A 23739-nucleotide genomic window follows, 5' to 3' on the forward strand; every position below is an offset into this window, starting at 1 on the left:
GACTTGCCATGCAGCGAATTCTTGTGGCCGATGTGGGGGGAACCAACTGCCGGATGGGCAGCTTCAGGCTGGAGGGAACCTCGCTTACGCTTGAATGCTCTGCGCGGATCAGTTCTTCGGGGCTGGAAAACGGGCAGGACCTGTTTTTCGCTCTGGCCGAAGGCCTGCGCCTGTCGCCGGAACAGGCCGGAGCCGTGGTCATCGGGCTGGCCGGGCCTGTGGACGGGCAGAAGGGAAGCCTGACCAATGGGCGGCTGCGCGTTGACCTTGCAGATATCTCTCCGCTGCCGGCTGCCGGGCGCTGCCTGCTGCTGAATGACTTTATCCTTCAGGCGTACGCCACCCTGACCCCTCCTGGCGTTCAGGCTCTACATGTGGCTGGGCCTGCACAAAAAAATGATGGAAGCACCGATGCCGTTTCTTCTGGTGAAGAAGAGGGCGGCTTGATAAAGGGCGTACACTCCGGAAATATCCACGCTGTCATCGGTGCCGGGACAGGTCTTGGAGCCGCCAGTCTGCTGCTTTCCGAGCAGGGAAGACCGGTGGCTGTTCCCAGTGAAGCCGGACACGCTGCTTTCGCCTTTCTTGGCAAAGAAGAGCAGGATTACGGACGGGCTTTGTGCAAAGGGCTGGAGCGGCCTTTTGCCAGTGCTGAAAACGTGCTTTGCGGACAGGGGCTTTCCACGCTGCATTACTATCTGACAGGCCGGATGCTGCATCCTTCTCAGGTGGGCGATAGTGCGCTTTCGCGTGATACGCCCACTTTGCATTGGTATGCGCGTTTTCTGGGGCGGTTTTGTCGGGGATGGATATTGTCTACCCTTTGTCGTGAAGGATTGTGGATTGCCGGGGGGGTGGCGGCCGCCAATCCTCTTTGCGTAAGTTGTCAGTCTTTTTCAGAAGCCCTGTATGCTGATTCGGGGGATGTCATGTCCCTGCTGCAGTGTGTGCCTGTGCGGCTTGTAACAGATACCGACAGCGGCCTTTGGGGAGGTGCGTATGCCGGGGCGGCATTACTGCAGGACAGTGAATGCATGTAGACTGCTGTGCGCCTGTTGCAGGTACGTATATATGTTCCAGCGTCTGTTTTTGATGTTCAGAAGAGGTCGAAGAAAATTTTTCAAGAAAAGCGGGTCATTGCTTGTAACCCTATGAATACTAGTGTTTGTTGGAGGTTTACGGCTTGACCTCTTTTAGTAAGTTTTATAACTTAGTAAATTCCTTCGATACGTAGGCAGTAGTGCAGATGCAAGTGAAGCGGCAAGGCCAGGTTTTGCGGCTTATGCTTGATGCCGTGCTTTGGTTATCCGTTCATGGCGTGACCGTGGTGCGGCATAAGGCGTGGCGGCTTTGCAGGTTTGCTTGGGTGAAATGTGCTAGCTGGTCTGTGCGCGATTTGCCGGGCTGAAGTTTTTTCCTCTATGGCATGCAGTCCATCCGGCTGCGCGTAACGGAGTTGCCGTTGCCGTGGGGGGTAGCCCTGTGAACGGTTGTGCACTGTTTGTGCAGGCAGTTTGAGTATTTTGTCTGGAGCGCCCTGCGCGCTTTCCGCCGCATGAAAGGTCAGGGGCGCCGGGCATATGCTCGACTGTTTTGATGACGTGTAAAAAATTTCTGATAGCCACCAGTCGGCAGGCCCTTGAAGCCGCAGCCCACGCCGCCGCGCAAGCCGGTGAAAGCCGGCCGTGCGATGGATCCGGTTGTCGGGTGAGGCCAGGCTCAAGGTGCAGATCTGGTGACGGAAGCAGGGCGCGTGCGGCAACACTGCGCCCTGTCCAAAAACTGCCGGTTTTTGGACCGAAGGAAAATAGTGATCATTTGCGGTAAATGAAGGACGCCCGCAATCGAAAGCGGCCCTTGCGGCAGCAGTGCTGAATTTGGAGATATTCCGACAGCAGCCCTTATCCGATACGAAAACTCGGACTGGGCTGCTGCATTGTGGAGGCAAGACCTTCTGACTGTGTGTCTGAACGCCAGCCAAAGCTTCATGTTTCCCGGTTTGGAATAGCAGCAATGCCGTTTGATGATCAGGAGTAAACATCGGCACTACCCGGTGAACCCCGGATCCGGCCGTCCTGCTGGCATAAGCCCCAGGCAGCATATATTTTAGCCTCCTGGTTGGATTTGGGCTTGACAGCATCCTTCGGTAACAGTAATTTTTACTATCATATGGAGACTGATATGGCCCAAGTTCAAACAAGAATGACCCGCCAACGCGCGGTAATTTTGGAAGAGTTGCGCAAGACCAAGACCCATCCCACTGCGGATGAGCTTTACAGCATTGTGCGCGAACGCCTGCCCCGCATCAGCCTTGGCACCGTTTATCGTAATCTGGACTTTCTGGCCGATAGCGGCGAAATTCGCCGTCTTGAGGCTGCCGGATCGACCAAGCGGTTTGACGGCGATATCTCGCGTCACCAGCATGTGCGCTGCATCCAGTGCGGCCGCATTGGCGATGTGATGGACATGCATGAGGCTCCTTCCGTGGAAGGCATGAACGTGGAAGGTTTTTCTTCTGTGCTGAGCTCACGTATCGAGTACGACGGCATTTGCAGTGCCTGTGCCGGACGTGTGCGAGGCGACATTCAGTAGATCGGCCTTTTCCGCGCTAGCAGCACTGGGGGCCCCTGGGAAACTCTGGAGCTGTTGTGTCCATTTGCCGCAAGGACAGGCTGCCTTGCGCGCGAGGGAATCACGGGCGTATTCTGCCGGGAGTTTTTGCGGCAGACCACGCAACGCGCTTTTTGAGCGCCTTTGTCCGGATATTGCCGACATGCCCAAGCTTGAGTGTTTGCGCAAATACGTTTATAAATCTCTGGTACTCTATAACACAAGGAGTTTCAGAATGGCTGGAAATAGAGAAGACCGCAAGGCCAAGGTCATCGAGGTTCTCAACAAGGCTCGCGCCATGGAGCTGCACGCCATCCACCAATACATGAACCAGCACTATAGCCTGGATGACATGGACTATGGTGAGCTTGCCGCCAACATGAAGCTTATTGCCATCGACGAGATGCGCCATGCGGAAAACTTCGCCGAGCGCATCAAAGAACTGGGCGGCGAACCTACCACCCAGAAAGAAGGCAAGGTTGTTACCGGACAGGCTGTGCCCGTTATCTACGAAAGCGATGCGGACCAGGAAGACGCCACTATCGAGGCGTACAGTCAATTTCTCAAGGTCTGTAAGGAACAGGGCGATATCGTCACTGCCCGTCTTTTCGAGCGCATTATTGAAGAAGAACAGGCCCATCTGACATATTACGAAAATATCGGCAGCCATATCAAAAATCTGGGCGACACGTATCTGGCAAAGATTGCCGGTACGCCATCGTCCACAGGAACTGCCAGCAAGGGCTTTGTTACCGCTACTCCGGCTGCTGAATAGCTACCGGAAAACAATAGGGAGGCATCATGGCTGAACCGCAAGACATGTGGCGTTGCCAGATGGTAAACTGTGGCTATGTGTATGATCCCGACCGTGGCGACAAGCGCCGCAAGGTTCCTGCGGGAACCAAGTTCGAAGATCTGCCCGAAGACTGGCGTTGTCCGGTCTGTGGCGCGGGTAAAAAAAGTTTTCGCCGCCTGAGCGATGAAGCATAAGCAGCTTCATGCGTACCGGGCGAAGACAATAAGTAAATAACAAAGCCCCGGCCAAAAGGCCGGGGCTTTGTTATTTACTTTCGTTGTTACAGGGCGCGTATGAAATATCCTTTACGGGGTGCGCTCCGTTTGCCGCTAGAGTAATTACCGCTTCAAATGATTGCTTAACGGTTGGCAAAGCCTCCTTACAATCATTTGACGGCAAGGATTTGTCTCCAACTCATTGTAGAGCATTTCAAGTGTGAAATGCTCTAAAGACTGCGGGTAGAGCAGATATTTATTGAAAATGTTTATCGCACTGCATAGTTTTGTAAAAACAGCGCACAAAATACGTACGGCAAACCAGCTTCAGCCGTTGCGATGAAGGAGGTAACGGGTGAAGGCAACGGAGATACTTTGCTGCTCGCAAGTTTTCAAGGCGGATGTATCCTGGGGGCGCGCCGCATAAAAAAGCGCATCACGTGTCATGGGACTTGTCATACAGGCAATACCACAAAAGCCCAGTACCATGCACCAACAAGCAGAGCAGCGGCCAGAGCGCCTGCCGGTAGCTGGGGCAGAGCCGGCCAGCGTTTTTGCGTCCGCCACGCTTCCCAGGCCCCTAGTACAAGGCCACCGCACAGCCCGGCTATATGAGCGGCATAGTCAGTATTTTCGCCTTCAGTGCCAAGCATTGCCAAGATGGCGACTGCCGCGGCCACAGGCAAGGCCGCCTTACGGCGCTGGCCGGAATGCATGGCCATAAAGCCTGCCAGCGCGCCCACTGCGGCGAAGAGAGCTGTGGAAAATCCCATACTGGTGACAGCCCGGGGGCGCAACACTACGGTAAGGGCATTGCCTGCGATTCCTCCTGCCACAGTGAGCCATAGTGCTCTGCCTATACCGGTGAGCCTGGCAAGCAGGGAAAGAAAGAGTGCGCCAAAGGCCACGTTGCCCCACACATGCGCCAGGCTTACATGCAGGGTAAGCGCTGTGGCCAGCCTGTAATATTGGTCATAAATGCGCACCAGCACATTGTCCAGCATGCCTGCGGGGGCCCAGGTGTCCGGTGGGGGCAGAAAGAGCGGGGCCGGCCACCAGCCAGCACGCCAGCCATGCCAGACGAGCAGGGGCAGTAGGAAAAGGGCGGCCAGGGCGCTGTGACGATACACGCGCAGCGGGGTAGGGGCAGGAACAGCCTTATGGCTCTCGGCAGAAAACTCTGCCAGCTCTGCCAGGGCTATGCCTTCCAGCAGCGGAGGCACGTAAATATGCTCCCTGCCGGACAGGGAAATGGTTTTGTGTGGGATATTTCTGGCATTAAATACCAGGAGGCTGTCGCGAAAACGCGTATAGCTGTCCGCCCCGCCGGCCCGGCTGATATTTCGCCAGTACCGTGACAGGCTGTTGGGCCTTCTGCGGATAAGCCAGCGCCCGTTGGTGACGGGCGGATTGCTGCTGTAGGGAGAGCGCATATAGTAAAAAAGGCCCCAACAGAGACTGCGGGGCCTTGAGCTCAAAGCGGCTGCTGATTAACCCTGCTTACGCACCAGGGGTTTGGTCACAACACCAGAGCGCAGGCAGCGGGTGCACACAGTAAGAGTCCGCACACTGCCGTCGGCAAACTGGTGGCGCACACGCTGGAGGTTGGGGTTGAAGCGACGCTTGGTCTTGATATTGGAATGGCTGACGAGGTTACCAACCTGGGGCTTTTTGCCGCAGAAAATGCATTCCTTGCTCATACTATCCTCCGTATATGCAAAAAAACAGTTCACTTCACATGCGGCAAAAATAAAGCCCAGCGCCGGAAGATGTACAGCGTATGATGAGGGCGTAACCGCGCGAAGAAGTCCTATAGCTGATGCAGCATCAAAAGGCAAGATTTTTTCTCAAAACAAAACAGACGTCAACCCGCATCAGGCCAGGCGGGCTGACGCCTGTAAAAAATCAGATTCTGCCCGCAGGCGTGGCCACCGGTTTGCCTTCTCCCGCAGGAACCACGGATACGGCCTTTGAAGTGGCCATCAGGTAGATTTCATGCGGATCAAGAATAAGAATTACAGAGCCGTCGCCCATAATTGTGGCGCCAGAGATGCCTTTGAGATCGCCAAGATAGGCACCCAGGGGTTTGATGACTATTTCCTGGCGTTCAAGCAGGCGGTCCACCACAAGGCCCAATCGGCGGTCATTATCGTGTATGACCACCACCGAAAGCACGTCCGGCAGGGGATCTGTGCGGGGCAGGCCGAGCATTTCGGCCATTTCCACTACGCCAAGTACTTCGCCGCGCAGGGTGACAGCCTTGCGGCCCTTCACATCGGTGAGGCGGTGAGCCTCAATCTTGGTGGTTTCCGACACGGCATCCAGGGGGATGGCGTACATCTGGCCGGAAACATTCACCATAAGTGCATCAATGATAGCCAGCGTCAGGGGCAGGCTCAGAGTAAACCGTGTGCCTTTGCCCACTTCAGAGTAGGTGCTGACGCTGCCTTTGAGATTCTTGATGTTGGTACGGACCACGTCCATGCCCACACCACGTCCGGAAATGTCGGTAATCTGGTCGGCAGAGGAAAAACCGGGGGCAAAGATCAGCTCTACGGCTTCGCGGTCATCCAGTTGCGCGGCCTCTTCGGGGGTGATAACGCCTTTACGGATGGCTGTTTCGCGCATCTTGGCCGGGTCAATGCCCTTGCCGTCGTCTTCAATTTCAATAGCGACGGAGTTGCCCTTGTGAAAAGCCCGCAGCGTCACTTTTCCCTTGGCGGGTTTGCCTGCGGCAAGGCGCACGTCTTCCGATTCTATGCCGTGGTCAACGGAGTTGCGGATAAGGTGAACAAGGGGGTCGCCGATGACCTCTACCACACTCTTGTCCAGTTCCGTTTCTTCTCCTTCCATGACCAGGTCTACCTCTTTGCCGCTTTTGCGCGAAAGGTCGCGCACCAGACGGGGAAAGCGGGAGAATACTGATGAAACAGGAACCATGCGCACCTTCATGATGGTGTCTTGCAGGTCGTCAGAAATGCGCGCCATGGCATAGGTCGTTTCAGAAAGGCTTTGCGCCACATGCGAAATATCCACGTTGTCGCCGCTGTCTTCAAGCGAACGGGCAATAAGCGTGTAACGGTTACGGTTGATGATCAGTTCGCCGATGAGGTTCATGAGGTGATCAAGGCGTTCGTGGTCAACCCGGATGGTAGAAGAGCTTTTGTGTCCCTCAGCGGCGGAAGCCGCGCCTTTCGCCTGCGGGGCCGCGGCGCGTGCGGGGGCAGCTTGCGTCATCGGAGGCGCAGGCTTGGGCTGAGCGGGGCGCGAGGCTGCTTCGGTGCTTTGTTCGCCGGATGCCGGAACTGCCGTAGCCGTGGGAACTGTCGTTTTTGCATCTGCTGGCGCGGCGCCCTGAACTTCAGCCTGTGCCGGAGCCGGCGCGATGGGAGCGCTGGTTGTGGTCGGCGTAGCTTCAGGTTTATCTGCGATGATCGCGGCACTGCCTACATCTTCATCAGAAGCGGGTTTCGTGGTGGCGGAACTGGCGTCAGTAGGAACCTTGCCATCGTTCAGGGCCTGGCGCACCATGTCCTGAATGATGCTTACTTCCTGATCCAGAAGGTCCACCATAAGGTCGAAGTCTATACCGCTGCTGCGCCCCTGATCCACAATACCGGCCGTGCGTTCGGCGTAGGTCTTGATATCCGCCAGCCCCATAAAGCCGCAGGCATTTTTTATGGCCAGCAGGCAGCGGTACAGGGCATCAATGGAATCCTTGTGGCTGCCGTCTTTTTTCAGGGTTTCCAGGGCCGCATGGATAATTTCGATCTGCTGTTGCACGGTGACGCGAAAAGCTTCGGCATCATCTCCTTCAGAACCTACGGGAATAATGGTAGGAGTCACCACTTCCACGGGCGCATCCGCAACATCGGCAGCATCATGTGCATGCTCCGGATTGCCGGAGTCTGCCTGTTCGCGGCCCTGGGCGGTCAGCAGTTCCGCCGGCAGGGCAATGGGACCGCCGGCAAGAGCGTTTTGCAACTGCTTGACAACGGAATCTGTTTCAAATGGCGATGCCTGACCGGAGGCAACGTCAATATTATGTACGAGCGCTTCCATCACGTCCACAACAAGCAGCAACAGGTCAATAAGCTCGTGCGTGGGGGTGATTTTGCCCTGACGCACGTTATTGAGCAGTGTTTCTGCTTCGTGGGTGAGGGCATTAAGGTCGCTATAGCCGATAATGCCGCTATTGCCCTTCATATTGTGGAAAAAGCGGAAGAGATCGTTGACGAGTTCGCCCTGGCCTGTGGGATTTTCTTCAAGCTCAAGCAGGCCGTTTGTAAGATTTTCAATTATTTCAATTGATTCATCGATGAAATCTTTGAGATGACTTTCACCGAAGGCTGTAAGGGCATAGGACGGCAGCGCAGGCAGGGTTGCGACCCATTCCTTGCCGCTCATACCATCTGCATTGACGGTCGCGCTATCCTGAGATTGCGTCGCGGATGACGGACCAGAACGGGACATCAGGCATGTCTCCCACGCCGAAAGGCTCTCTGCTTCGGACAGGCCTGCGGCGGCAGCAGGTGTGACCTCTTCTGCCGGAAAAGCCGGGGACGCCGGAGCAGCTTGCCCGGGCTGTGCCGGCACAGGGCTTTCGCCGGCCATGATGGCGTCAATCTGGGCCATGATATGCCCGGTTTCCACTTCGCCTTCGCTATTGCTGCTCTCAAGGTTATCAATCATCTGGCGCAGGGCGTCTGTGGAAGCCAGAATAACGTCCATAATTTCCGGCGTGACGACCATACTGCCTTTGCGCAGCTCATCCAGAATGTTTTCAGACTTGTGGGCGAGCTGATTGATGCGGTTCAGGCCAAGAAAACCCGAAGCGCCCTTGAGCGAGTGCATGGGGCGGAAGATGTCATTGAGCAGCGCCAAATTCCCCGGAGCTTTTTCAAGCTCAAGAAGATTGGGCTCGATAGTTTCGAGGTGCTCTTTGGCTTCTGCAATGAAGTCAGCAAATAATTCCGGGTCAAAAAAATCCTGGCTCATACCCCATACCCTTGCTTGGCTGAAAGCGCTGTACCCTTTTGGGTAATACTGTCTTTCTTATCGGCTAGCCCAGGAGCATCTTTATATTGCGAACCATTTTTTCCGGCTGCGCTGGTTTGACCATATAAAGGTTGGCCCCAAGGCTCATACCGGTTTGTATGTCTTTTTCCTGCCCTTCGGTGGAAAGCACGATGATCGGGATGTCTTTGTAAGCATCCTGGGCGCGGATGGTCTTGATAAAAGTGAAACCGTCCATGCGCGGCATGTTGACATCAGAGACGATCAAGTCCACCGGGTCGAGGCTGTACAGCTTTTCAATGGCGTCAAGGCCATCTTCGGCGGTGCTGACCTTGAAGCCTTCCCCTTTCAGCACAAAGGCCACCAGGTTGCGGATGGTTTTGGAGTCATCGACGACCATGATATGTTTTTTCATAATATCTGTCCCTGTCCGTCAAATGTTGACTGCCGCCTTGCGGGGCAGTGCAGCATGGATTTTTCTGCCGGTTTTCAGCGTTGCTGCAGACAGCCACCTGAAAACCAGAGTGCGGTGCGGCTGTTCGTGCGGCCCATGTGGCTGGCATCTGAGGCATTGATCCGCATCGGCACAAAAGTGCAATTTAGAAAAAATTTCAAAATATCGTAGATGTTATTTACATTATTTGCAAGGGCAAGCGCTTGCCAGTGGTCGTGGATGTCTAGATGCCCAGCAGTTTTTCTACAATTATTTCCGGGTCGATGATGCCGTGCAGGTGCTCACCGACTTCTGCCAGCCCACAAAGAAAATCAGCGCTGGCCCCAAGCTGGTTTTCAGCATTCCAGTTTATTTTCTGCTGATCAACCATGTACATGGTATGGATTTTGTCGACAATAAAGCCAAGCTGCATGTCTTTTCCGTTGCATACCACAATGAAGTTTCCCGGCGCATAGCGGTATTGCTGTTCCAGCGTGAGCAGGGCGTCAAGGTGCAGCAGCGGGGTGACCCTTCCCCTCAGGTTGACAACTCCGGCCACAAAAGGCGGAGCCATGGGCAGACGTGTAAGAGGCATATGCCGCAAGACCTCAACAATAACGCAAACCGGCAAAAGAAAAATCTGCTCGCGCACATAAAATGACACCATCTGCACTTTGTCTTGTGCTGCCAACCGCAGTTTTAGCGGTACGGCTGCTTTGGGGACTTCGGTTGCGTGATCCCGGTATTGCCCGGCTGTGGCGGCTGCGGCGGCAGAAGGCATTTCTGCGGGTGCACGAAACGGCTCCGTACCCGTGCAGGGCATGGCCGCCGGAGGGGATTGCACAGGCAGGGCGGCAACCGTTTCGCCGCCAAGATATTTCTGCACAAAGGCCCGCTCCGCATCACTGAGGGATGCGGCCGCTCCCTGCTCGGGCGGCGCAAAGCACAGGTCCGTGAAATACTCTTCAGGCGTTTTTACCATAGGTGCAACACTTCCTGTGCCAGAGATTCATAACAGCGCGCGCCCCTGGAGTTTTTGTCAATATCGTAGATTGTGCAGCCCTGTGCACTTGCTTCCCTGAAGCGCGTATCCACCCCGACTACGGAAGAAAACATGGCGTGCCCCATTTTATGCTGCAAAAGTTCAAGCACCCTGGTGCAGGCTTTGGCCCGCCTGTCATACATGGTGGGCAGCGCCCTGTAGAGCACCGGCCTGCCAAGGGCCTTGTTCAGCGTGTGCAGTGTATCAAACAGCAGCTTCAGCCCGTGCAGAGCCAGAAAGTCTGTTTGAATGGGAATTATGAGCAGGTCTGCCGCAACCAGGGCGTTGACCAGTAAAATGCCCACATGCGGCGGACAGTCCAGTACCACAAAATCATAGCCGTCCCGCACGTGAACAAGGCTTTTGGTCAGTACGCTGCCCTTGGCGCTGCGCTCCTTGAAGTCCACTTCAAGCTCTGAAAGGCGTATGCTGCCCGGAACCACGTCCATGCCGTGCAAGGCCTGCACACGCACCATGTGCGGCCACAGGGCGGGCCACCGGGCTTCATCGGCCAGAAAAAGATCATGCAGGCTGTACTGTACATCCTCCGGATAAATCCTGGCATGCAGGGTTGCACAGGCGTGCGGATCAAGGTCCAGCAGCAGAACCTTTTTGCCCGCGCGCGCCAACGCACTGCCCAGGGTTACCGCAGTGGTGGTTTTTCCCACGCCGCCTTTTTGATTGGCTATGGCAAGAACCTTGGCGCGCATGCCGCCCTACGCCAGCTTGCGGTAGACTATGGTCCCCTTGAAATGCTCAAGCTGGAATGCGCGGCTGATATTATGCAGCGATTCTGAATGGCCAATGAGCAGCGCACCGTTGATTTCAAGGTTGTCATAGAAGGCGTTTATTACCTTGCGCTTCATTTCGTCGTCAAAATAGATGATGACATTGCGGCAGAATACAATCTGCGATCTTTCGACCCGCTTTAACTGCTCCCTGTCGCTGAGGTTTATCTGTCCGAAGGAAACAATGTTCTTCAGTTCCGGCTTGATCCTGTAAAGACTGCCGTCTTTGATGAAGTAGGCATCAACTATTTCCTTTGGGGTGGTGCGCAGGGCGTATTCACTGTAGATTCCCTGCCTCGCGGCTGAGAGTACCGCCTCTGAAAGATCATTGGCCGTTATTTTGATATCCCAGCTATGTATTTCGCTTTTGAGCACTTCATGCAGAATGATGGCAAGAGTGTACGGTTCTTCGCCCGTGGAACAGCCGGCCGACCAGATGCGCAGTTTTTTTGATCCCTTCTGGCGGCACAGATCAAGTATTCCCGGGAGCACCTGCTTTTGAAACACTTCCAGCTGGGGAGGATTGCGGAAAAAGCTGGTTTCGTTGGTGGTCATCACCTCAAAAAGCTTGTTCAGTTCCGTTCTGCGGCTGGCATCGAAGCGAAGATAATTGTAATATTCGCTGTAGCTTTTGAGGTTCAGGTCCTTGATGCGGTTGGAGAGACGGTTCTCCACGAGGTATTTGCGGTTTTCAGCAATAAAAATGCCGCATTGCTGATAGATGAAGTCACGCAGTTGCAAAAATTCTTCATCTGTTATCTGCAGGTCCTTGCGAAAAGGCGAGGTCGCCCTGGCGCTTGCAGGGGCTGTTGCAGGTGCGCGAAATGCCGCGGTGGGCGACAGGGGCTGGCGCAGGGCCTCACCCGGCTGTGTGCTGCGAAAAAGAGACGGCCGGGGCGGCAGGCTTCCTTGCGCGGCCGCTCCCGCTCCGGACTGAAATGCGCCCGAGCCTGTGTTTGCGCCTGGGGTCAGGCCGCCCGAGCGCAGCGCCCCTGCGCCGCCTGAGGGGGATGTTGCGCCGGGCAGTGTGCCACTGCCGGGGCGTACGGTCCTGTTGGTGAACAGGCCGGAAGCCGGAGGCGTGGTGGAGGGCAGGCCGGAAGTGCCGGCTGTTGCCGGTGTGCTTTGGCGCAACGGCGAATTCCAGTTGGACTGCCCCAGATTGGGTTGCCCCTGGCCGGTTTGACCGAGGTAGGGACGCCCCGCACCTGTCTGCCCCAGTGCGCTCTGGTTCGCTGCGCCGTATCCGGTCCCGGTGTTGGCCGTTTGTGCGGCAAGAGGGCTGGAGGCGGGTGCTGTTTGCAGCGGGCGCATGCCCGGGGCGGTCTGGCCGAATGACGCAGGCGCAGCAGGCGTGAAGGGGCGCTGGCTGAAAGGTTCGGACCTGACCGGTGACGCGGGCTGTGATGGTGTCGTGGCGGAAGCCGGGCGCTGTTCCTGAGGAACGGCCGGGCGTGAAAAAGGAGAAGGCTGGGTGGTATCCCTGATGCCTGCCGCTGGTGCGGCGGAACCGGTGGCCCCTTTTTTCTCTGTTTCATCGGTGCTTTTGTTCGGCGCGCTATAGGGAAACATGTTAGGAGGCTGTGACATGGCTACTCCTGTTCGGCCTGTATGGCTGCCACCGCTTCTGCCGCAGCATGCTGAATTTCTTGATCTTCATTATCCATCATGCCCAGAAGCACAGTGAAAGCCACATTGCCGCCGATCATGCCCAGGGCTTCTATAATCTTGAATGTCACCATGGGGCTGGCGTTTTCCAGCATCTGGGCCAGGGTGGGGACTGCTTCGGCAAATTTGTGTACGCCCAAAGCCTCGATAGCCCGGATTCTTACCCAGTCATTGTCGTCAGCCAGTGCAGAGATGATATGCGGCATAACAGCCGGAGTGCCGATCTGCCCGAGCAGGTCCACCAGGGCCACCCGCACGTCTTTATCTTCGTCAATCAGGCGGGTCATCAGGCTTGGCAGGTAGGCTTCGGCCTGCGGGCCGATGTTTTGAAAAGCCTCAACCGCCACCTGCCTGACGCGTGGCGACGGATCTTCAAGTGCTCTGGTTATTTCTTCCAGATTCTCGGTCACACTGTACCGCCCAAGAGCGTAGACGGCCATCATGCGCTGCATGGGGTCGTCGCTGAGCACTCTTTCCTTGAAGCGGGCGTTGAGCTTGGGGCTGTGAAGGTTGATGCACGCTTCAAGCGCCATTTCCTTTACGTCCACATAGCGGTGGTCAATCTGGGCAAAAACCACATCTTCCACTTCAGGGCAGGTGTGCTGATTGCCAAAGAAAACCAGGGCACTTTTAAGAACCTCTGCATCGTCGGACTCTTCAACCACAGAGAAGAAAAACGGAGCATCGGTACAGTCGCCCAACAGGGCCGCTTCGGCCGCTGCGGCACGGCGCAGGTCCGGACTGACCCGCCAGTAGATATTTTTCAGCTCTTCTACAGGACTGTGGTCGTCAAGCAGGCGGCAGGCTTCCATCGCGATGGCAACGCGGCGTTCATCGTGGCTGCGCAGGGCATCGCGCAGCACATTGTTGTAGCCAACGGAGGCAAGCGACTGGATTGCAGTTTCGTAAAGCTCGGGCTGCCGCTCCACATCCAGTGTCAGGGCCATGTCGATAATGGCCGAGGTGGCATCTTCGCGGCCTATGGCGCTCAGGCCTTGCAAGGCCGCCAGCAGGATGTCGTCATCATTGTCCGTGAGGGCTTCAAGCAGGTATGTACGCAGACGTTCCTGCGATTTGGCGGACAAAAGCGACAGGGACCGGCCGCTCAAAATCTGCACGATGGCTTTGACGATCTTGTGGCGCAGGGGCACACTGACATTTTCAAGAGAGCTGAAAAGCAGGGGAATGGCCTTTACATCACCCATGCCGCCCAAGGCGTCAACGATCGCCGAGCTTACAAGGGGAGAGGCCTGGGGCAACAGCTTTACAAGGCCGTTGGCGGCGGAGGGGTCCTTGATTTTCGCAAGGGCTTCCACCACGGCAAACTGCACCCATTCCTCATCGTGCATGGCTTGGCACAGGGGAGCCACAGCTTCGGGAAAAGCCTGATTGCCCAGGCTGACAGCGGCCTGGTAGCGTACGTTGACCTCCGGGTCTTTCAGCAGCGCCTTGCCGAGCAGGATGGCCGCCTGATGCGTGAGACAGTACCCGAGAATGTCGGCTATGAAGATGCGCAGGTCGGGATCGTCGTCCTGCAGATAGGGCTGCATGCTCTCGATACTGTCGCTGCCGATTTCGCGCAAGATATCCATGGCTACGTTGCGTACCGGGGCTTCGTCACTGCGCAGCAGGGGCAGCAGGGCTGCGACAACGTGCGGGCCGCGGATTTTGCGCAGGGCGTATTCCGCCGCTTCCTGCACGCCGATATTGCTGCTTTTGATATGCTCGCAAAGCAGGGGGACGGCATCTTGCAAAACCATGTCGCCAGCACTGAAGGCGGCATTGCGGATAGTCGTGCTGTCGTTGGACTGCAATGCTTCCAGAATGGGCGAAGACGTATTGAGCGTATGTTCCATAGTGTCGTTTCCTGCTGCGCTGCTGGTCAGCCTCTGATTATCGTCATGATGGCCTGGGCTATGTCGTCGGCGTCGAGAATCTGGTTTGCAAGCTTGGCGTCCACTACTGCCTTGGGCATGCCGTACACTACACAAGAGGCTTCATTCTGGGCAATGAGGCAGCCGCCTTTTTCTCTCAAAACCCTTGCGCCCTCACATCCGTCCGAACCCATGCCCGTGAGTATGACGCCCAGGGTGCGGCGCCCCATAAGCTTGCCCGCACTTTCCATAAGCAGGTTGACCGTGGGCTTGTAAAGGGCGTCGCGCGGCTCTTCGGTCACAGCCACTTCGGGCAGGGGACCGCGCATGCGGACGCTTATGTGCCTGCCGCCGGGACAGACGTAGGCGTGTCCGTTCTTCAAACGATCGCCGTCCTGCGCTTCAGTGACGTCTATGCGGCATACGCTGTCGAGCCTTTTGGCAAAAGGGCCGGTAAAGGCTGCGGGCATATGCTGTGCAATCAGGAAGCAGGCCGGAATGTCCGGAGGCAGGGCAGAAAGTATTTTTTGCACCACCGGCGGCCCCCCGGTGGACACGCCGATAACTACCAGATCGCGCGGCCCGGGGCAGGGAGTCTGCACATAATCGGCGGGCTGCTGCGGCTGTGTGCGCGGCGTGGCGGCCGGCATGGGGATATTGTTGATACGGCGGTACTTGAGACGGATAATCGTTTTGCGGCGTGCCAGAGCCGTGACCTTGCGCCGCAGTTCCGCGCCGAAGGCATCACGATCATTGCTCATATTTTTGGGAATAAAGTCCAGTGCGCCGTACTCCATAGCTTTTAAGGTGCTTTCTGCGCCACTTTCGGTCAGAGAGCTGATCATGAGTACCGGCATGGGGGTGGCCTTCATAAGCCGCTGGAGGGTCCCCAGGCCGTCAAGACGCGGCATTTCCACATCCAGGGTCATGACGTCCGCATCTAGTTCTTCGGCTTTTTTCAGGGCTTCCAATCCATCTTTGGCAGTACCGGCAACCTTGATTTCTGGATCCTGTTCCAGCAGGGCGGTAATGGCATTTCGCATAAAAGTGGAATCGTCGACTACAAGAACACGGATCATACAGGCTGCTCGCTCCGCAAAGATTTTATGCCTCCAAGGGCCAACGTCATGCTACGTCAGGCCTTATTTTTTTACAAATAAAAAATGGCTTGCAAAAATTACGTGTCTCGCATATCTTGCCTTTCTCGACGGGATGTGGCTCAGCTTGGCTAGAGCGCAGCGTTCGGGACGCTGAGGCCGCGCGTTCAAATCGCGCCATCCCGACCAAAAAAATCAAGGAGTTACAGGTAAACCCTGTAGCTCCTTTTTTTGTCTGGATACAGGGTGTTAAAATCATCTTGCGTATTGCCGGTTCAACCCGAATGAGCATGTTGGTGGCGCCCTGTTCAGGACGGTCGCAAGCGTCGTGAATACTTTGCGTATACCTTACCGCGCATCGGGCAAATTAGTATAATGATTTTAAAATAAAACAACAACTGGTGTACTATGTTGACAGCGATGCCGTGTTGGGGCATAGTCTCTTGGCAACTGCTTACACATCCCTGATTGCCCCGGCGCCACCGGGGCTTTCCCTTTTTTACGGGAGCAACAGGTTTTTTCTCCACCACATGGGGATTACGCCTGTAAGAGCGGCCATGTTTTTGCGTTCAGGGGATCCCCCTCAAAAGCCGTCCTGGTTCGTCCCTTAGGGCCTGTTGCCGTTTCAAATGATTGCTTAACGGTCGGCAAAGCCGCTCTACAATCATTGGGCTACAAGGATTTGGAGACAAATCCTTGTAGAGCATTTCAAGTGTGAAGTGCTCTAAAGCCTGGCTTTGATTTCATCAAAACTTTCGCGCAGCTTCATGGCCTGCGGATTGTCTGTCGTTTGAGCACCGTAACGGGCGACATAGCACAAAAACAGCAGTGCCTCTTCCGCATCAGACATGCTGTTGCACAGGATGTCATAATACTCTCCCCGGCTGGCAGGATCGAATTTTTTGACGCTGTCGGCAGCCTGTCGGAAAGTTTTTATAAAAACTTCGCACAGTTCATGGCGGAAGATTCTACGGTTCAAGGTTTGCAGCAGTGGAGTTTCTTTCGGTGTTCCCGTGAGCAGGCCCTCCACTTCGGCCACCAGAGCGGCCACAGTGACGGCAGCGACCTTATCTGGCATCTGGCAGTCCAGACATTCATGGATGATCACCCGCACATCAGCGCTGGTAAACCGGCGTTCGCGGGATTTTTTAAATTCATCCATAAGCAGCAGGAACATTCTTTCCCTGTGGTAAAGCAGGGCGATTTTTTTCTGTTTTTGCAATTCTTTGCGCTGTTCGCGCATTTCATCGTTCTGCATTTTTATGGAAACGATAATTCCTGCAAAGGCAAGGCCGGAAAAAAGTGTGTTCAACACGCCGAACGAGTCGCCGAATGTGCCGGATTTGCTGTAATCTTCCGTAAAAGCATACAGTCCAAAAGCTGAAGCAGACCAGATACCCAGTACCAGAAGAGCGGCCCTCAGGAATAGCGACCACGTTACCCGGTCGGAAAAGATCTCTTTTTCGTGTGGATGGCCGTACCTTGAGGGGGCAGGGCCGCGCAGGAGGCGGTTTTCAGATTCAGTTCCGGTTACCGGACGGTTTGCATTTTCAGCCACAGTTTCCCCCTGTTTTTATCCGGCCGGGCGCCATGCAGCAGAGCCGTTTAACATGTGGGCGGGCGAGGGCTGACCTCAATATACCGCCGTCAGCGGGGAGCATGCGTATGCGCCAAGGCAAGCCCGGGTGCTCTTTGGTATCGCACGGGCCTTGAGGTGGCAAGCTCTGCACGGCAGCCGCGCTATAAATGGTTCGTATGCTGCAACGGTTATTTGCTTTTAAGTTTGCCGTAAATAATCAAAACAATCATGGCCCCGAGCACGGCAATAAAAAAACTGGGCAGGTTGAAGCCGGTAACTTTTCCAAAGCCCAATGATGTACCTATAAAACCGCCGACACAGGCTCCAACAATGCCAAGCAGGGATGTCATGACAAATCCGTTTTCCATTCGCCCGGGCATGATGAACTTGGCTATGGCACCTGCCACTACTCCGAAAATTATCCACGAGATTATACCCATACCGCCCTCTATTTTATGTTGTTTTTGTTACAGCCCGCCGCGGGGCGACCTGGTTGTTGGGCTGGCCTGAAGAGCCATATGAACGGATGGTCCTTACGTCAATATCAGGGGCCGCGCGTGTCAGGCTGGTTGCCCGCTTTGCTGGGGCGGAATGGGCGCATTGTTGTTTTTACTTTCTTTTTTGTTATCCAGCTCAACAACATACAGGTTTCCGGCAAGTTTGCCGACATCGTCACGGTGTTCATTCCATTCCGCAAAAAAGATGTTTTCGTATGAATCGTAACCCTGTTTTTGCAGCTCGGCTTTCAGCCAGTCCTCATCCTTGTCGATCACCTCAAGAGCGGCTTCAACCATGGCGCCATTGTTGAGCACAACATTGGAGATATGCGGGTCTTCTTTTTTTTGTACTGTAAGCTGGCCGTTGGGTTCTATCTGGGCATTCCATATTTCTTTCATGGAGTGAATGCCCTGCATTCGTATGAGTGTTGCAAAATCGCCTATATCAAGGCCTGCTTCAACAAATTTTTCCTGAAGAAATTTCCCTTTGATAACAACAGGTCTTGGTGAGCCGACGATCATTTTCCGGCCGGATTCTGTACGCATGCGTAAGAAATTTACCGACACGATCAGCACTTGCCAGATGGCAAGAACAAGAATGAACTTTGTAATGCCGATATCCGGATTGTAAATTACGCCGCCCAAAATCCCGCCCATAACAAAGTTGCCTATAAGGTCAACCGGCGTCATTTGCGTGAGCTGGCAGCGGTTTGTGGTGCGAAAGACAAATATAAAGGTGGCAAGGCCCACGGCAAGTTTGACGGCAATGTTTCCGTATAGCTGGACTGACTGCCAGAGAGCTTGATCCATTGCAGACTCCTGAGCAAAAAGGAAATTGAGACGGGTTGAAAGGCTGGCTGGAAGGAGAGAGGCGGGAATTATCAGCGTGGAACAGGAATATAAAATACCGGCAGTAATTGCAACCGATAGGCGGTCTCAGTCTGCTGCATTCTGAGCGCACGTGTTGCGACTCGTCAGATACTTATCCGGATTCAGGCTGTGTGGGATGACGCACACCAGATACCGCAGCCACGAATGAATCCGCGAGTGCCAGCCGGCAGCGCTGGGTATTGACTCGATGAAGCGGCTTTGCGGTTCAGGCGAACAGGGCCGGTTCGTTGTGCCTCAGCGTGTCCATGCCTTCGCCGCTCACAACGCTGAGGGCATATGTTTTTTGCAGACCGGCATTATGCAGAAAGCGCGCGGCGCGGTCCAGAGAAGCGTCCGGCAAGTCTGTTTTAGTAATGATGCCTATGACATGCCGGTTGAATATACGGGCAAGCCCGGGAGGAAACGCGGATGTTCTGCGTGCGGCGTCCTGAATAAAAAGCAGGCTGTCACAATCTGCCGCAGTCGTGATGAGCGCACGGTAAAAGCGTCTGTTTTCAAGAAATTCCGGCGGCGGGATGATAAAGCGCCCCGCGTATTCCACAGCCAGCGGCTGCGGCATGAACACAGGGGCCTGACCCAGGGCGCGGGCAAGACTGCGCCTGCCCGCGCCCCGTTCGCCCATAATCATGATTCGCCGCATCGGGGCCTCAGGATCTGGTCATGTCGGTAAGGTCGTAACGCAGTACACTGCCGAAATACTGTAATACTTCGCGCAGGGCTGCCTCCACGCTGGCCACATCGCCCGTGATCAGCAGGGAGCCGCCGAAGCGGTCAAGAAAGCCGATGTCAACACTGGCGGCCTTGGTGGCTATATCCGCGGCGATGATCACGCCTTCGCAGGGAGTGATGGTCAGAATGCCGATGGCTGTAGCGCATTCATCATCCAGCCCGAGTTTGAGATAGATGCCTTTTTGCGGGCTGGCAATGAGATGCGCCAGGGTAATCTGTCTGCCCGGCACATACTCCTGTATGATGCGCTGTTTGGTCTCTTCCATCTTTGCCTCATCGTCGCGTGCTTGTTGCCGCAGGGCCTGGTAGGGCCTACAGCAACTGTTTTTTCAGATCCTCACTGGGGGAGGGGATGACAATCTTGCTGACCACGGGACCGCCCTCGGTCACGTTGGCAACGCCAGCATCCACCGAGGACTGCACGGCACTGACTTCTCCGGTCATGATTACAAAAGCCTTGCCGCCAAGTCCGGCAGAGAGGCGCAGTTCCAGCAGGCGTATATCACCAGCCTTTGCGGCGGCATCAGCTGCCAGAACACAGGAGGCCGCCGTGTAGGTTTCAATCACGCCAAGGGCGTTGATACGCCCCTGAATGGCTGTACCGTTCATGGCGGGAATAACATCTTCATGCACATTGGGAATGATGAAGCTGTCCACAACAAGGTCCGCACCCAGTGTGAGGCCGGTCTGCACAGAGCTTGTCACCGCGCCCGTGTCACCGGTGATGATCACAAGATACCTGCCGGGGCAGGTGGGGCGGGCCATGACCAGTTCCACATTGGCGGCCTTGACCATTTCGTCAGCCGTTTGAATGCCCATGCCGATGCTGCTCAGTTCAACGCAGCCGATAGTACGTAATTTCATGCCCTTCCCCCTCAGGCCTTGATGGTGATGATGCCGTTTTCAACCGCGCTGACCGTACCTTTGATACTGGCATGTACGCGTGCGCCCATAGCCCCTTCGGGGATTTCGCCGATAAGATCGCCCACATTGACGCTCTGGCCCACAGAAACCACAGACAGGGCGGGAGCGCCGATATGCTGCTTCAGCGGAATACGTACCTCTGTCGGCTCAAAGTCCCCGGCAAATGGGGGATGGGCCTCGTAATCCGCCAGGCCGAGACGGCTCACAAGGCGGCTTGTGGGGATGCGGCGTTCCTCGCGAAAGCGGGATGTGGCAAGGGGACGTCCGTCATATTCCCATTTGATGCCTGCCTTCATAAGCTCCTGCTTGAGCATGGCATTGACTTCACGAGGTGAAAGACCCATAGGGCAGGCGAACTTTTCACAAATGCCGCATTCGGAGCAGAGCAGGGCCTCTTTCGCCACAGGATTGCTGATGGTCTGCCCGTCGAGAACACGCATGAGCTTGTGCGGGTGCAACTTGTGCCCGAGCAGGTTGCGGGGGCAGAGGTCCGTGCATTGAGAGCATTGACAGCATACGGTGTTTGTGAGGCGCTTGACCACATGCGGGTCCATTACCTTGCGGTTCACCACATTATGGTCCGGCGGCAGTACCAGCAGACCGCTGGTGGTTTTTGTAACCGGCTGGTCCGCATCGGGCAGCACACGGCCCATCATGGGACCGCCGTCCACCACGCGGTATTCGCTGATGGTGGTTCCACCGGCAAAATTGAGCACTTCGGCCACACGGGTTCCTACAGGTACCCGCACCACCATGGGCCGGACCACTTCACAACCGACCGTAAGGTAACGGTGGGTGACAGGCTTGCCGTCCAGCGCGTGAGCAATATTGAAAAGGCTTTCCACGTTGCTGACCACAGCGCCGATCTGCAGCGGTATACCGCGCTCGGGTACAATGCCGCCCAGCACTTCGTAAACCATAACCTGTTCGTCGCCGGCAGGGTAGAAGTCGCCCATTTCAAACGCTTCAAGGCGGCCTTGCCCGCGTCGGGCCACGGCTTCGCGTACACTCTTCATGGCGGCGGCGTGTTTGCCCTTAAGGCAGACAACACCACGGTTCGCGCCGGTACAGTCCATCATGGCCTCAAGGCCGCGCAGCATGACGTCTACCTGCTCTTCCATAAGGTAGGGGTCGCTCATGAGCAGGGGTTCGCAGCTGGCGCCGTTGACCAGCACAGTTTGCGCCGTGGCGTCAGCCTTTACATGGGTGGGCAGTCCCGCCCCGCCAGCGCCTACAACGCCAGCCTGGCGTATGGCGTCTACAATTGCTTTTCCCATGGTTTCCTCTCGGGTGATTTTAGAGCATTTCATCATTGAAAATTCCGTGCAAGGCGCAGTGCCTGACGGTGCGAAGCCCCGCGCAGCAAGGCGGGATAAGGCCGCCCGCGCAGTCTTTACCGCTGCTGAAGACAACCTTGATCGCAAAATACTCTGCAGTTCAATCCTGTGCGGCAGTTTTCTGCCCGACCGGAGAAACAGGTTTCTCCGGTCTGAAATCCGGGCCGTTTCTGCGCATGCGTCTGGCGCGCGCAGGCGATGGCTTTTATCCTGTGGGTTTTCGGCCTGTATTTACCAGACGCGCTCGAACAGGCTCACAATATCATCGTGCGAGGGCATGCGCGGATTGCTTTGCGTGCAGATGTCCTCAAGGGCATTGGTGGCCATGGCGTCAAGATTGCGGCGGTACTCGCCTTCATCAACCTTGAGTTCCCTCACGCGAGCGGGAATGCCCAGCGAAGCGTTGAGGTCGCGCACGGCTGCCACCAGATTGCGGGTTCCTTCTTCCACGGTGGCGGCGGGCAAGCCTGCCATTTCGGCGATTTCGCGATATTTCACGCCCGCATCAAAGCTGTTGAAGTCAATGACAATGGGCAGCAGCACCGCGTTAGCCAGGCCGTGAGGAATGTGGAACTGGCCGCCAAGGCTGTGGGCCATGCTGTGCGTAATGCCAAGCCCGCTGTTGGTGAAGGCCAGACCGGCCATGCAGGAACCTATGAGCATGTTGTCTCTGGCTACCATGTCGTCACCCTGCTCGTAGGCGCGGTGCAGGTAGGTAAAGACGTTGCGTATGGCCCGTTCGGCATATATGGCCGTAAAAACGTTGCTGTGGCGCGAGGTGTAGGCCTCCACAGCGTGAGTGAGCACGTCCATTCCGGTGGAGGCGGTCACATGCGGCGGTACGGTGCGTGTGAAGCGGGCGTCAAGGATGGCCGCGTCCGGAATGAGCAACTCGTCATTAAGAGGAATCTTGACCGCATTGACCTTGTCGGTGATGACGGCGATGGAGGTTACTTCTGACCCGGTGCCACTGGTAGTGGGAATGGCCACCAGCATGGCCTTGCGGTCGCGGGCGGCTTTGTGCCCGAAGTAGGAGATGGCTTTGGCCATGTCAATGGCCGAGCCGCCGCCGAGAGCAAGAATCATGTCTGCCTTGCTGCGCAGAAAATGTCCCGTGGCTTCTACCACGGCCTGCAGTGTGGGGTCCGGCTCCACACCTGAAAAAATGCTGAAGCCTATCCCTTTACGTTTCAAGTGGCTTACAGCCTGGTCGGCAAAGCCGCTTTTGACCATAAAGGGGTCAGTTACCACAAAGGCGTGACTGGCGGGGAAACTTTCAAGGGTTTCCAGCGCGTAGGGGCCGTAGCAGATTTTCGTCTTTCCGTAGAACTGGGTCACGTTATCCTCCGAGGCGTACGCGGGGGCGGAAGAAAGCCCCCGCGTTACCGTCGTGTGGTCTGGTCAGTAAAGCCTTGCCCGGCCTTACTTGCATTTGGGCAGAATCATTTCCACTTCTTCATGGGGACGGGGAATCACGTGTACGCTCACCAGGTCGCCCACGCGCGAAGCGGCGGCGGCACCGGCATCGGTGGCAGCCTTTACAGCGCCCACATCGCCACGAACCATCACAGTCACAAGGCCTGAACCCACCTGCTCACGGCCGATCAGGGTTACGTTGGCAGCTTTCACCATGGCGTCAGCAGCCTCTACAGCACCCACAAGCCCACGGGTTTCAATCATACCCAAAGCGTCAGTCATCGTCGCCATTGTTTACTCCTTACCTCAGGTTGTTCTTCGGGCATGGCCCGAAAGTTTGTTGGCGGTCACGCCGTAATTGTCTGCTGGCGGGCATTCAGCCTGCAACAGCCGAAATGCCCGGTGCGGATTTTTATATATCCGCCGTGCTGTATATGTTGCGGTGCAGGCCGGAACCCGTCAGGCAAGCGATACAGCCCAAAAGCCTAGTTATCGAGCCCCTTGCCGATAGCCGTCACAGTTTCCAGAGTGATTTTTTTCAACTCTTCGGGATCGGTAATATTGTAGTGCTGCTTGATAATGGCCGCCACACCGATAAGCAGGTCTTCCTGTTCGGGGGTATGGCAGGGCGCAGCGGTTTCGGCATGCTGCCCGCCGCAGCCGCAGCACGCCGCCGGAGCGTCGCTCCAGGCTACCTCAATGCCGCGTCTGGTCAGTTCGTCGCGCGCACCTGCGGTGAGGATTTTGGATCCATCCATCTGCAGGCGGCCGCCGCTGATGAAATCCTGCAGATTGTCCACGGTGATCAATGTCTTGCTCATAATTAC

23 protein-coding genes and 1 tRNA gene are annotated in these 23739 nt (G+C 56.0%); 5 read left to right on the forward strand and 19 right to left on the reverse strand.

Translation table 11 applies throughout. The annotated features are described in order from the left end of the window. Positions 1–8 precede the first annotated feature (8 nt). The 4 genes from ACZ495_RS03825 (at position 9) to ACZ495_RS03840 (ending at position 3600) form a co-directional block, all read left to right on the forward strand. Complete coding sequence (locus ACZ495_RS03825; RefSeq protein ID WP_464262645.1) at positions 9–1040, forward strand: glucokinase; 1032 nt, start codon at positions 9–11, stop codon at positions 1038–1040. 1141 nt (positions 1041–2181) lie between these two features. Beyond that, positions 2182–2592 carry a Fur family transcriptional regulator gene (locus ACZ495_RS03830; RefSeq protein ID WP_012625014.1) on the forward strand — a complete coding sequence of 137 codons (411 nt, stop codon included), beginning with the start codon at positions 2182–2184 and terminating at the stop codon, positions 2590–2592. Between the two features lie 253 nt (positions 2593–2845). Next, positions 2846–3385 carry a bacterioferritin gene (locus ACZ495_RS03835; protein ID WP_012625013.1) on the forward strand — a complete coding sequence of 180 codons (540 nt, stop codon included), beginning with the start codon at positions 2846–2848 and terminating at the stop codon, positions 3383–3385. A 26-nt stretch (positions 3386–3411) separates the two neighbouring features. Beyond that, a complete protein-coding gene (locus ACZ495_RS03840; protein WP_012625012.1) occupies positions 3412–3600 on the forward strand; it encodes a rubredoxin in 189 nt (62 codons plus the stop codon). Positions 3601–4076: 476 nt separating this feature from the next. Here ACZ495_RS03840 and ACZ495_RS03845 read toward each other — a convergent pair whose 3' ends face one another. The 9 genes from ACZ495_RS03845 to ACZ495_RS03885 all read right to left on the reverse strand — a co-directional run bounded on the left by ACZ495_RS03845 (position 4077) and on the right by ACZ495_RS03885 (position 15521). Then, the gene (locus ACZ495_RS03845) at positions 4077–5054 is read right to left on the reverse strand and encodes a rhomboid family intramembrane serine protease (protein WP_464262646.1); all 978 of its coding nucleotides are present in this window, start codon (positions 5052–5054) and stop codon (positions 4077–4079) included. A gap of 57 nt (positions 5055–5111) precedes the next feature. Next, complete coding sequence (rpmB, locus tag ACZ495_RS03850; protein WP_012625010.1) at positions 5112–5321, reverse strand: 50S ribosomal protein L28; 210 nt, start codon at positions 5319–5321, stop codon at positions 5112–5114. A 205-nt stretch (positions 5322–5526) separates the two neighbouring features. Continuing rightward, positions 5527–8619: an Hpt domain-containing protein gene (locus ACZ495_RS03855; protein WP_464262647.1), complete on the reverse strand. Its 3093-nt coding sequence runs from the start codon at positions 8617–8619 to the stop codon at positions 5527–5529. A gap of 64 nt (positions 8620–8683) precedes the next feature. Continuing rightward, the gene (locus ACZ495_RS03860; protein ID WP_012625008.1) at positions 8684–9052 is read right to left on the reverse strand and encodes a response regulator; all 369 of its coding nucleotides are present in this window, start codon (positions 9050–9052) and stop codon (positions 8684–8686) included. A gap of 262 nt (positions 9053–9314) precedes the next feature. Then, positions 9315–10052, reverse strand: a complete 738-nt coding sequence (locus ACZ495_RS03865; protein ID WP_012625007.1) for a chemotaxis protein CheW — start codon at positions 10050–10052, stop codon at positions 9315–9317. Beyond that, entirely contained in the window at positions 10046–10822 is a 777-nt protein-coding gene (locus ACZ495_RS03870; RefSeq protein ID WP_407844300.1) for a ParA family protein, read from the reverse strand. The genes ACZ495_RS03865 and ACZ495_RS03870 overlap by 7 nt, the downstream gene beginning before the upstream one ends. Positions 10823–10828: 6 nt before the next feature. Next, the gene (locus ACZ495_RS03875) at positions 10829–11665 is read right to left on the reverse strand and encodes a CheR family methyltransferase (RefSeq protein ID WP_072311922.1); all 837 of its coding nucleotides are present in this window, start codon (positions 11663–11665) and stop codon (positions 10829–10831) included. 827 nt (positions 11666–12492) lie between these two features. Further along, the gene (locus ACZ495_RS03880) at positions 12493–14424 is read right to left on the reverse strand and encodes a HEAT repeat domain-containing protein (RefSeq protein ID WP_464262648.1); all 1932 of its coding nucleotides are present in this window, start codon (positions 14422–14424) and stop codon (positions 12493–12495) included. Positions 14425–14450: 26 nt separating this feature from the next. After that, entirely contained in the window at positions 14451–15521 is a 1071-nt protein-coding gene (locus ACZ495_RS03885) for a protein-glutamate methylesterase/protein-glutamine glutaminase (RefSeq protein ID WP_464262649.1), read from the reverse strand. A 129-nt stretch (positions 15522–15650) separates the two neighbouring features. On the opposite strand from ACZ495_RS03885, the gene ACZ495_RS03890 reads away from it, so the two are divergent. Next, a tRNA-Pro gene (locus ACZ495_RS03890) sits at positions 15651–15728 on the forward strand. A 535-nt stretch (positions 15729–16263) separates the two neighbouring features. Here the strand turns inward: ACZ495_RS03890 and ACZ495_RS03895 are convergent. The 10 genes from ACZ495_RS03895 to ACZ495_RS03940 form a co-directional block, all read right to left on the reverse strand. Next, positions 16264–17097 carry a hypothetical protein gene (locus tag ACZ495_RS03895; protein WP_296985294.1) on the reverse strand — a complete coding sequence of 278 codons (834 nt, stop codon included), beginning with the start codon at positions 17095–17097 and terminating at the stop codon, positions 16264–16266. 209 nt (positions 17098–17306) lie between these two features. Continuing rightward, positions 17307–17558 carry a GlsB/YeaQ/YmgE family stress response membrane protein gene (locus ACZ495_RS03900; RefSeq protein ID WP_012625001.1) on the reverse strand — a complete coding sequence of 84 codons (252 nt, stop codon included), beginning with the start codon at positions 17556–17558 and terminating at the stop codon, positions 17307–17309. 120 nt (positions 17559–17678) lie between these two features. After that, positions 17679–18425, reverse strand: coding sequence for a DUF421 domain-containing protein (locus tag ACZ495_RS03905; protein ID WP_012625000.1), 747 nt, complete (start codon positions 18423–18425; stop codon positions 17679–17681). Between the two features lie 286 nt (positions 18426–18711). Beyond that, complete coding sequence (locus tag ACZ495_RS03910; RefSeq protein ID WP_072312136.1) at positions 18712–19146, reverse strand: EutP/PduV family microcompartment system protein; 435 nt, start codon at positions 19144–19146, stop codon at positions 18712–18714. Between the two features lie 7 nt (positions 19147–19153). Next, positions 19154–19501, reverse strand: a complete 348-nt coding sequence (locus tag ACZ495_RS03915) for a BMC domain-containing protein (protein WP_012624998.1) — start codon at positions 19499–19501, stop codon at positions 19154–19156. A gap of 46 nt (positions 19502–19547) precedes the next feature. Beyond that, positions 19548–20099, reverse strand: coding sequence for a BMC domain-containing protein (locus tag ACZ495_RS03920; RefSeq protein ID WP_012624997.1), 552 nt, complete (start codon positions 20097–20099; stop codon positions 19548–19550). Positions 20100–20110: 11 nt separating this feature from the next. After that, positions 20111–21436 (reverse strand): 4Fe-4S dicluster domain-containing protein, encoded by a 1326-nt coding sequence (locus ACZ495_RS03925; protein ID WP_072312139.1) that lies wholly within the window; start codon positions 21434–21436, stop codon positions 20111–20113. A 291-nt stretch (positions 21437–21727) separates the two neighbouring features. Further along, positions 21728–22834: a 1-propanol dehydrogenase PduQ gene (locus tag ACZ495_RS03930; protein WP_012624995.1), complete on the reverse strand. Its 1107-nt coding sequence runs from the start codon at positions 22832–22834 to the stop codon at positions 21728–21730. 84 nt (positions 22835–22918) lie between these two features. Next, a complete protein-coding gene (locus ACZ495_RS03935) occupies positions 22919–23203 on the reverse strand; it encodes a BMC domain-containing protein (RefSeq protein WP_012624994.1) in 285 nt (94 codons plus the stop codon). Between the two features lie 194 nt (positions 23204–23397). After that, positions 23398–23733 carry a hypothetical protein gene (locus ACZ495_RS03940; RefSeq protein WP_072312134.1) on the reverse strand — a complete coding sequence of 112 codons (336 nt, stop codon included), beginning with the start codon at positions 23731–23733 and terminating at the stop codon, positions 23398–23400. Positions 23734–23739: the final 6 nt, after the last annotated feature.

The organism is Desulfovibrio sp. GTC20076, assembly GCF_055385905.1.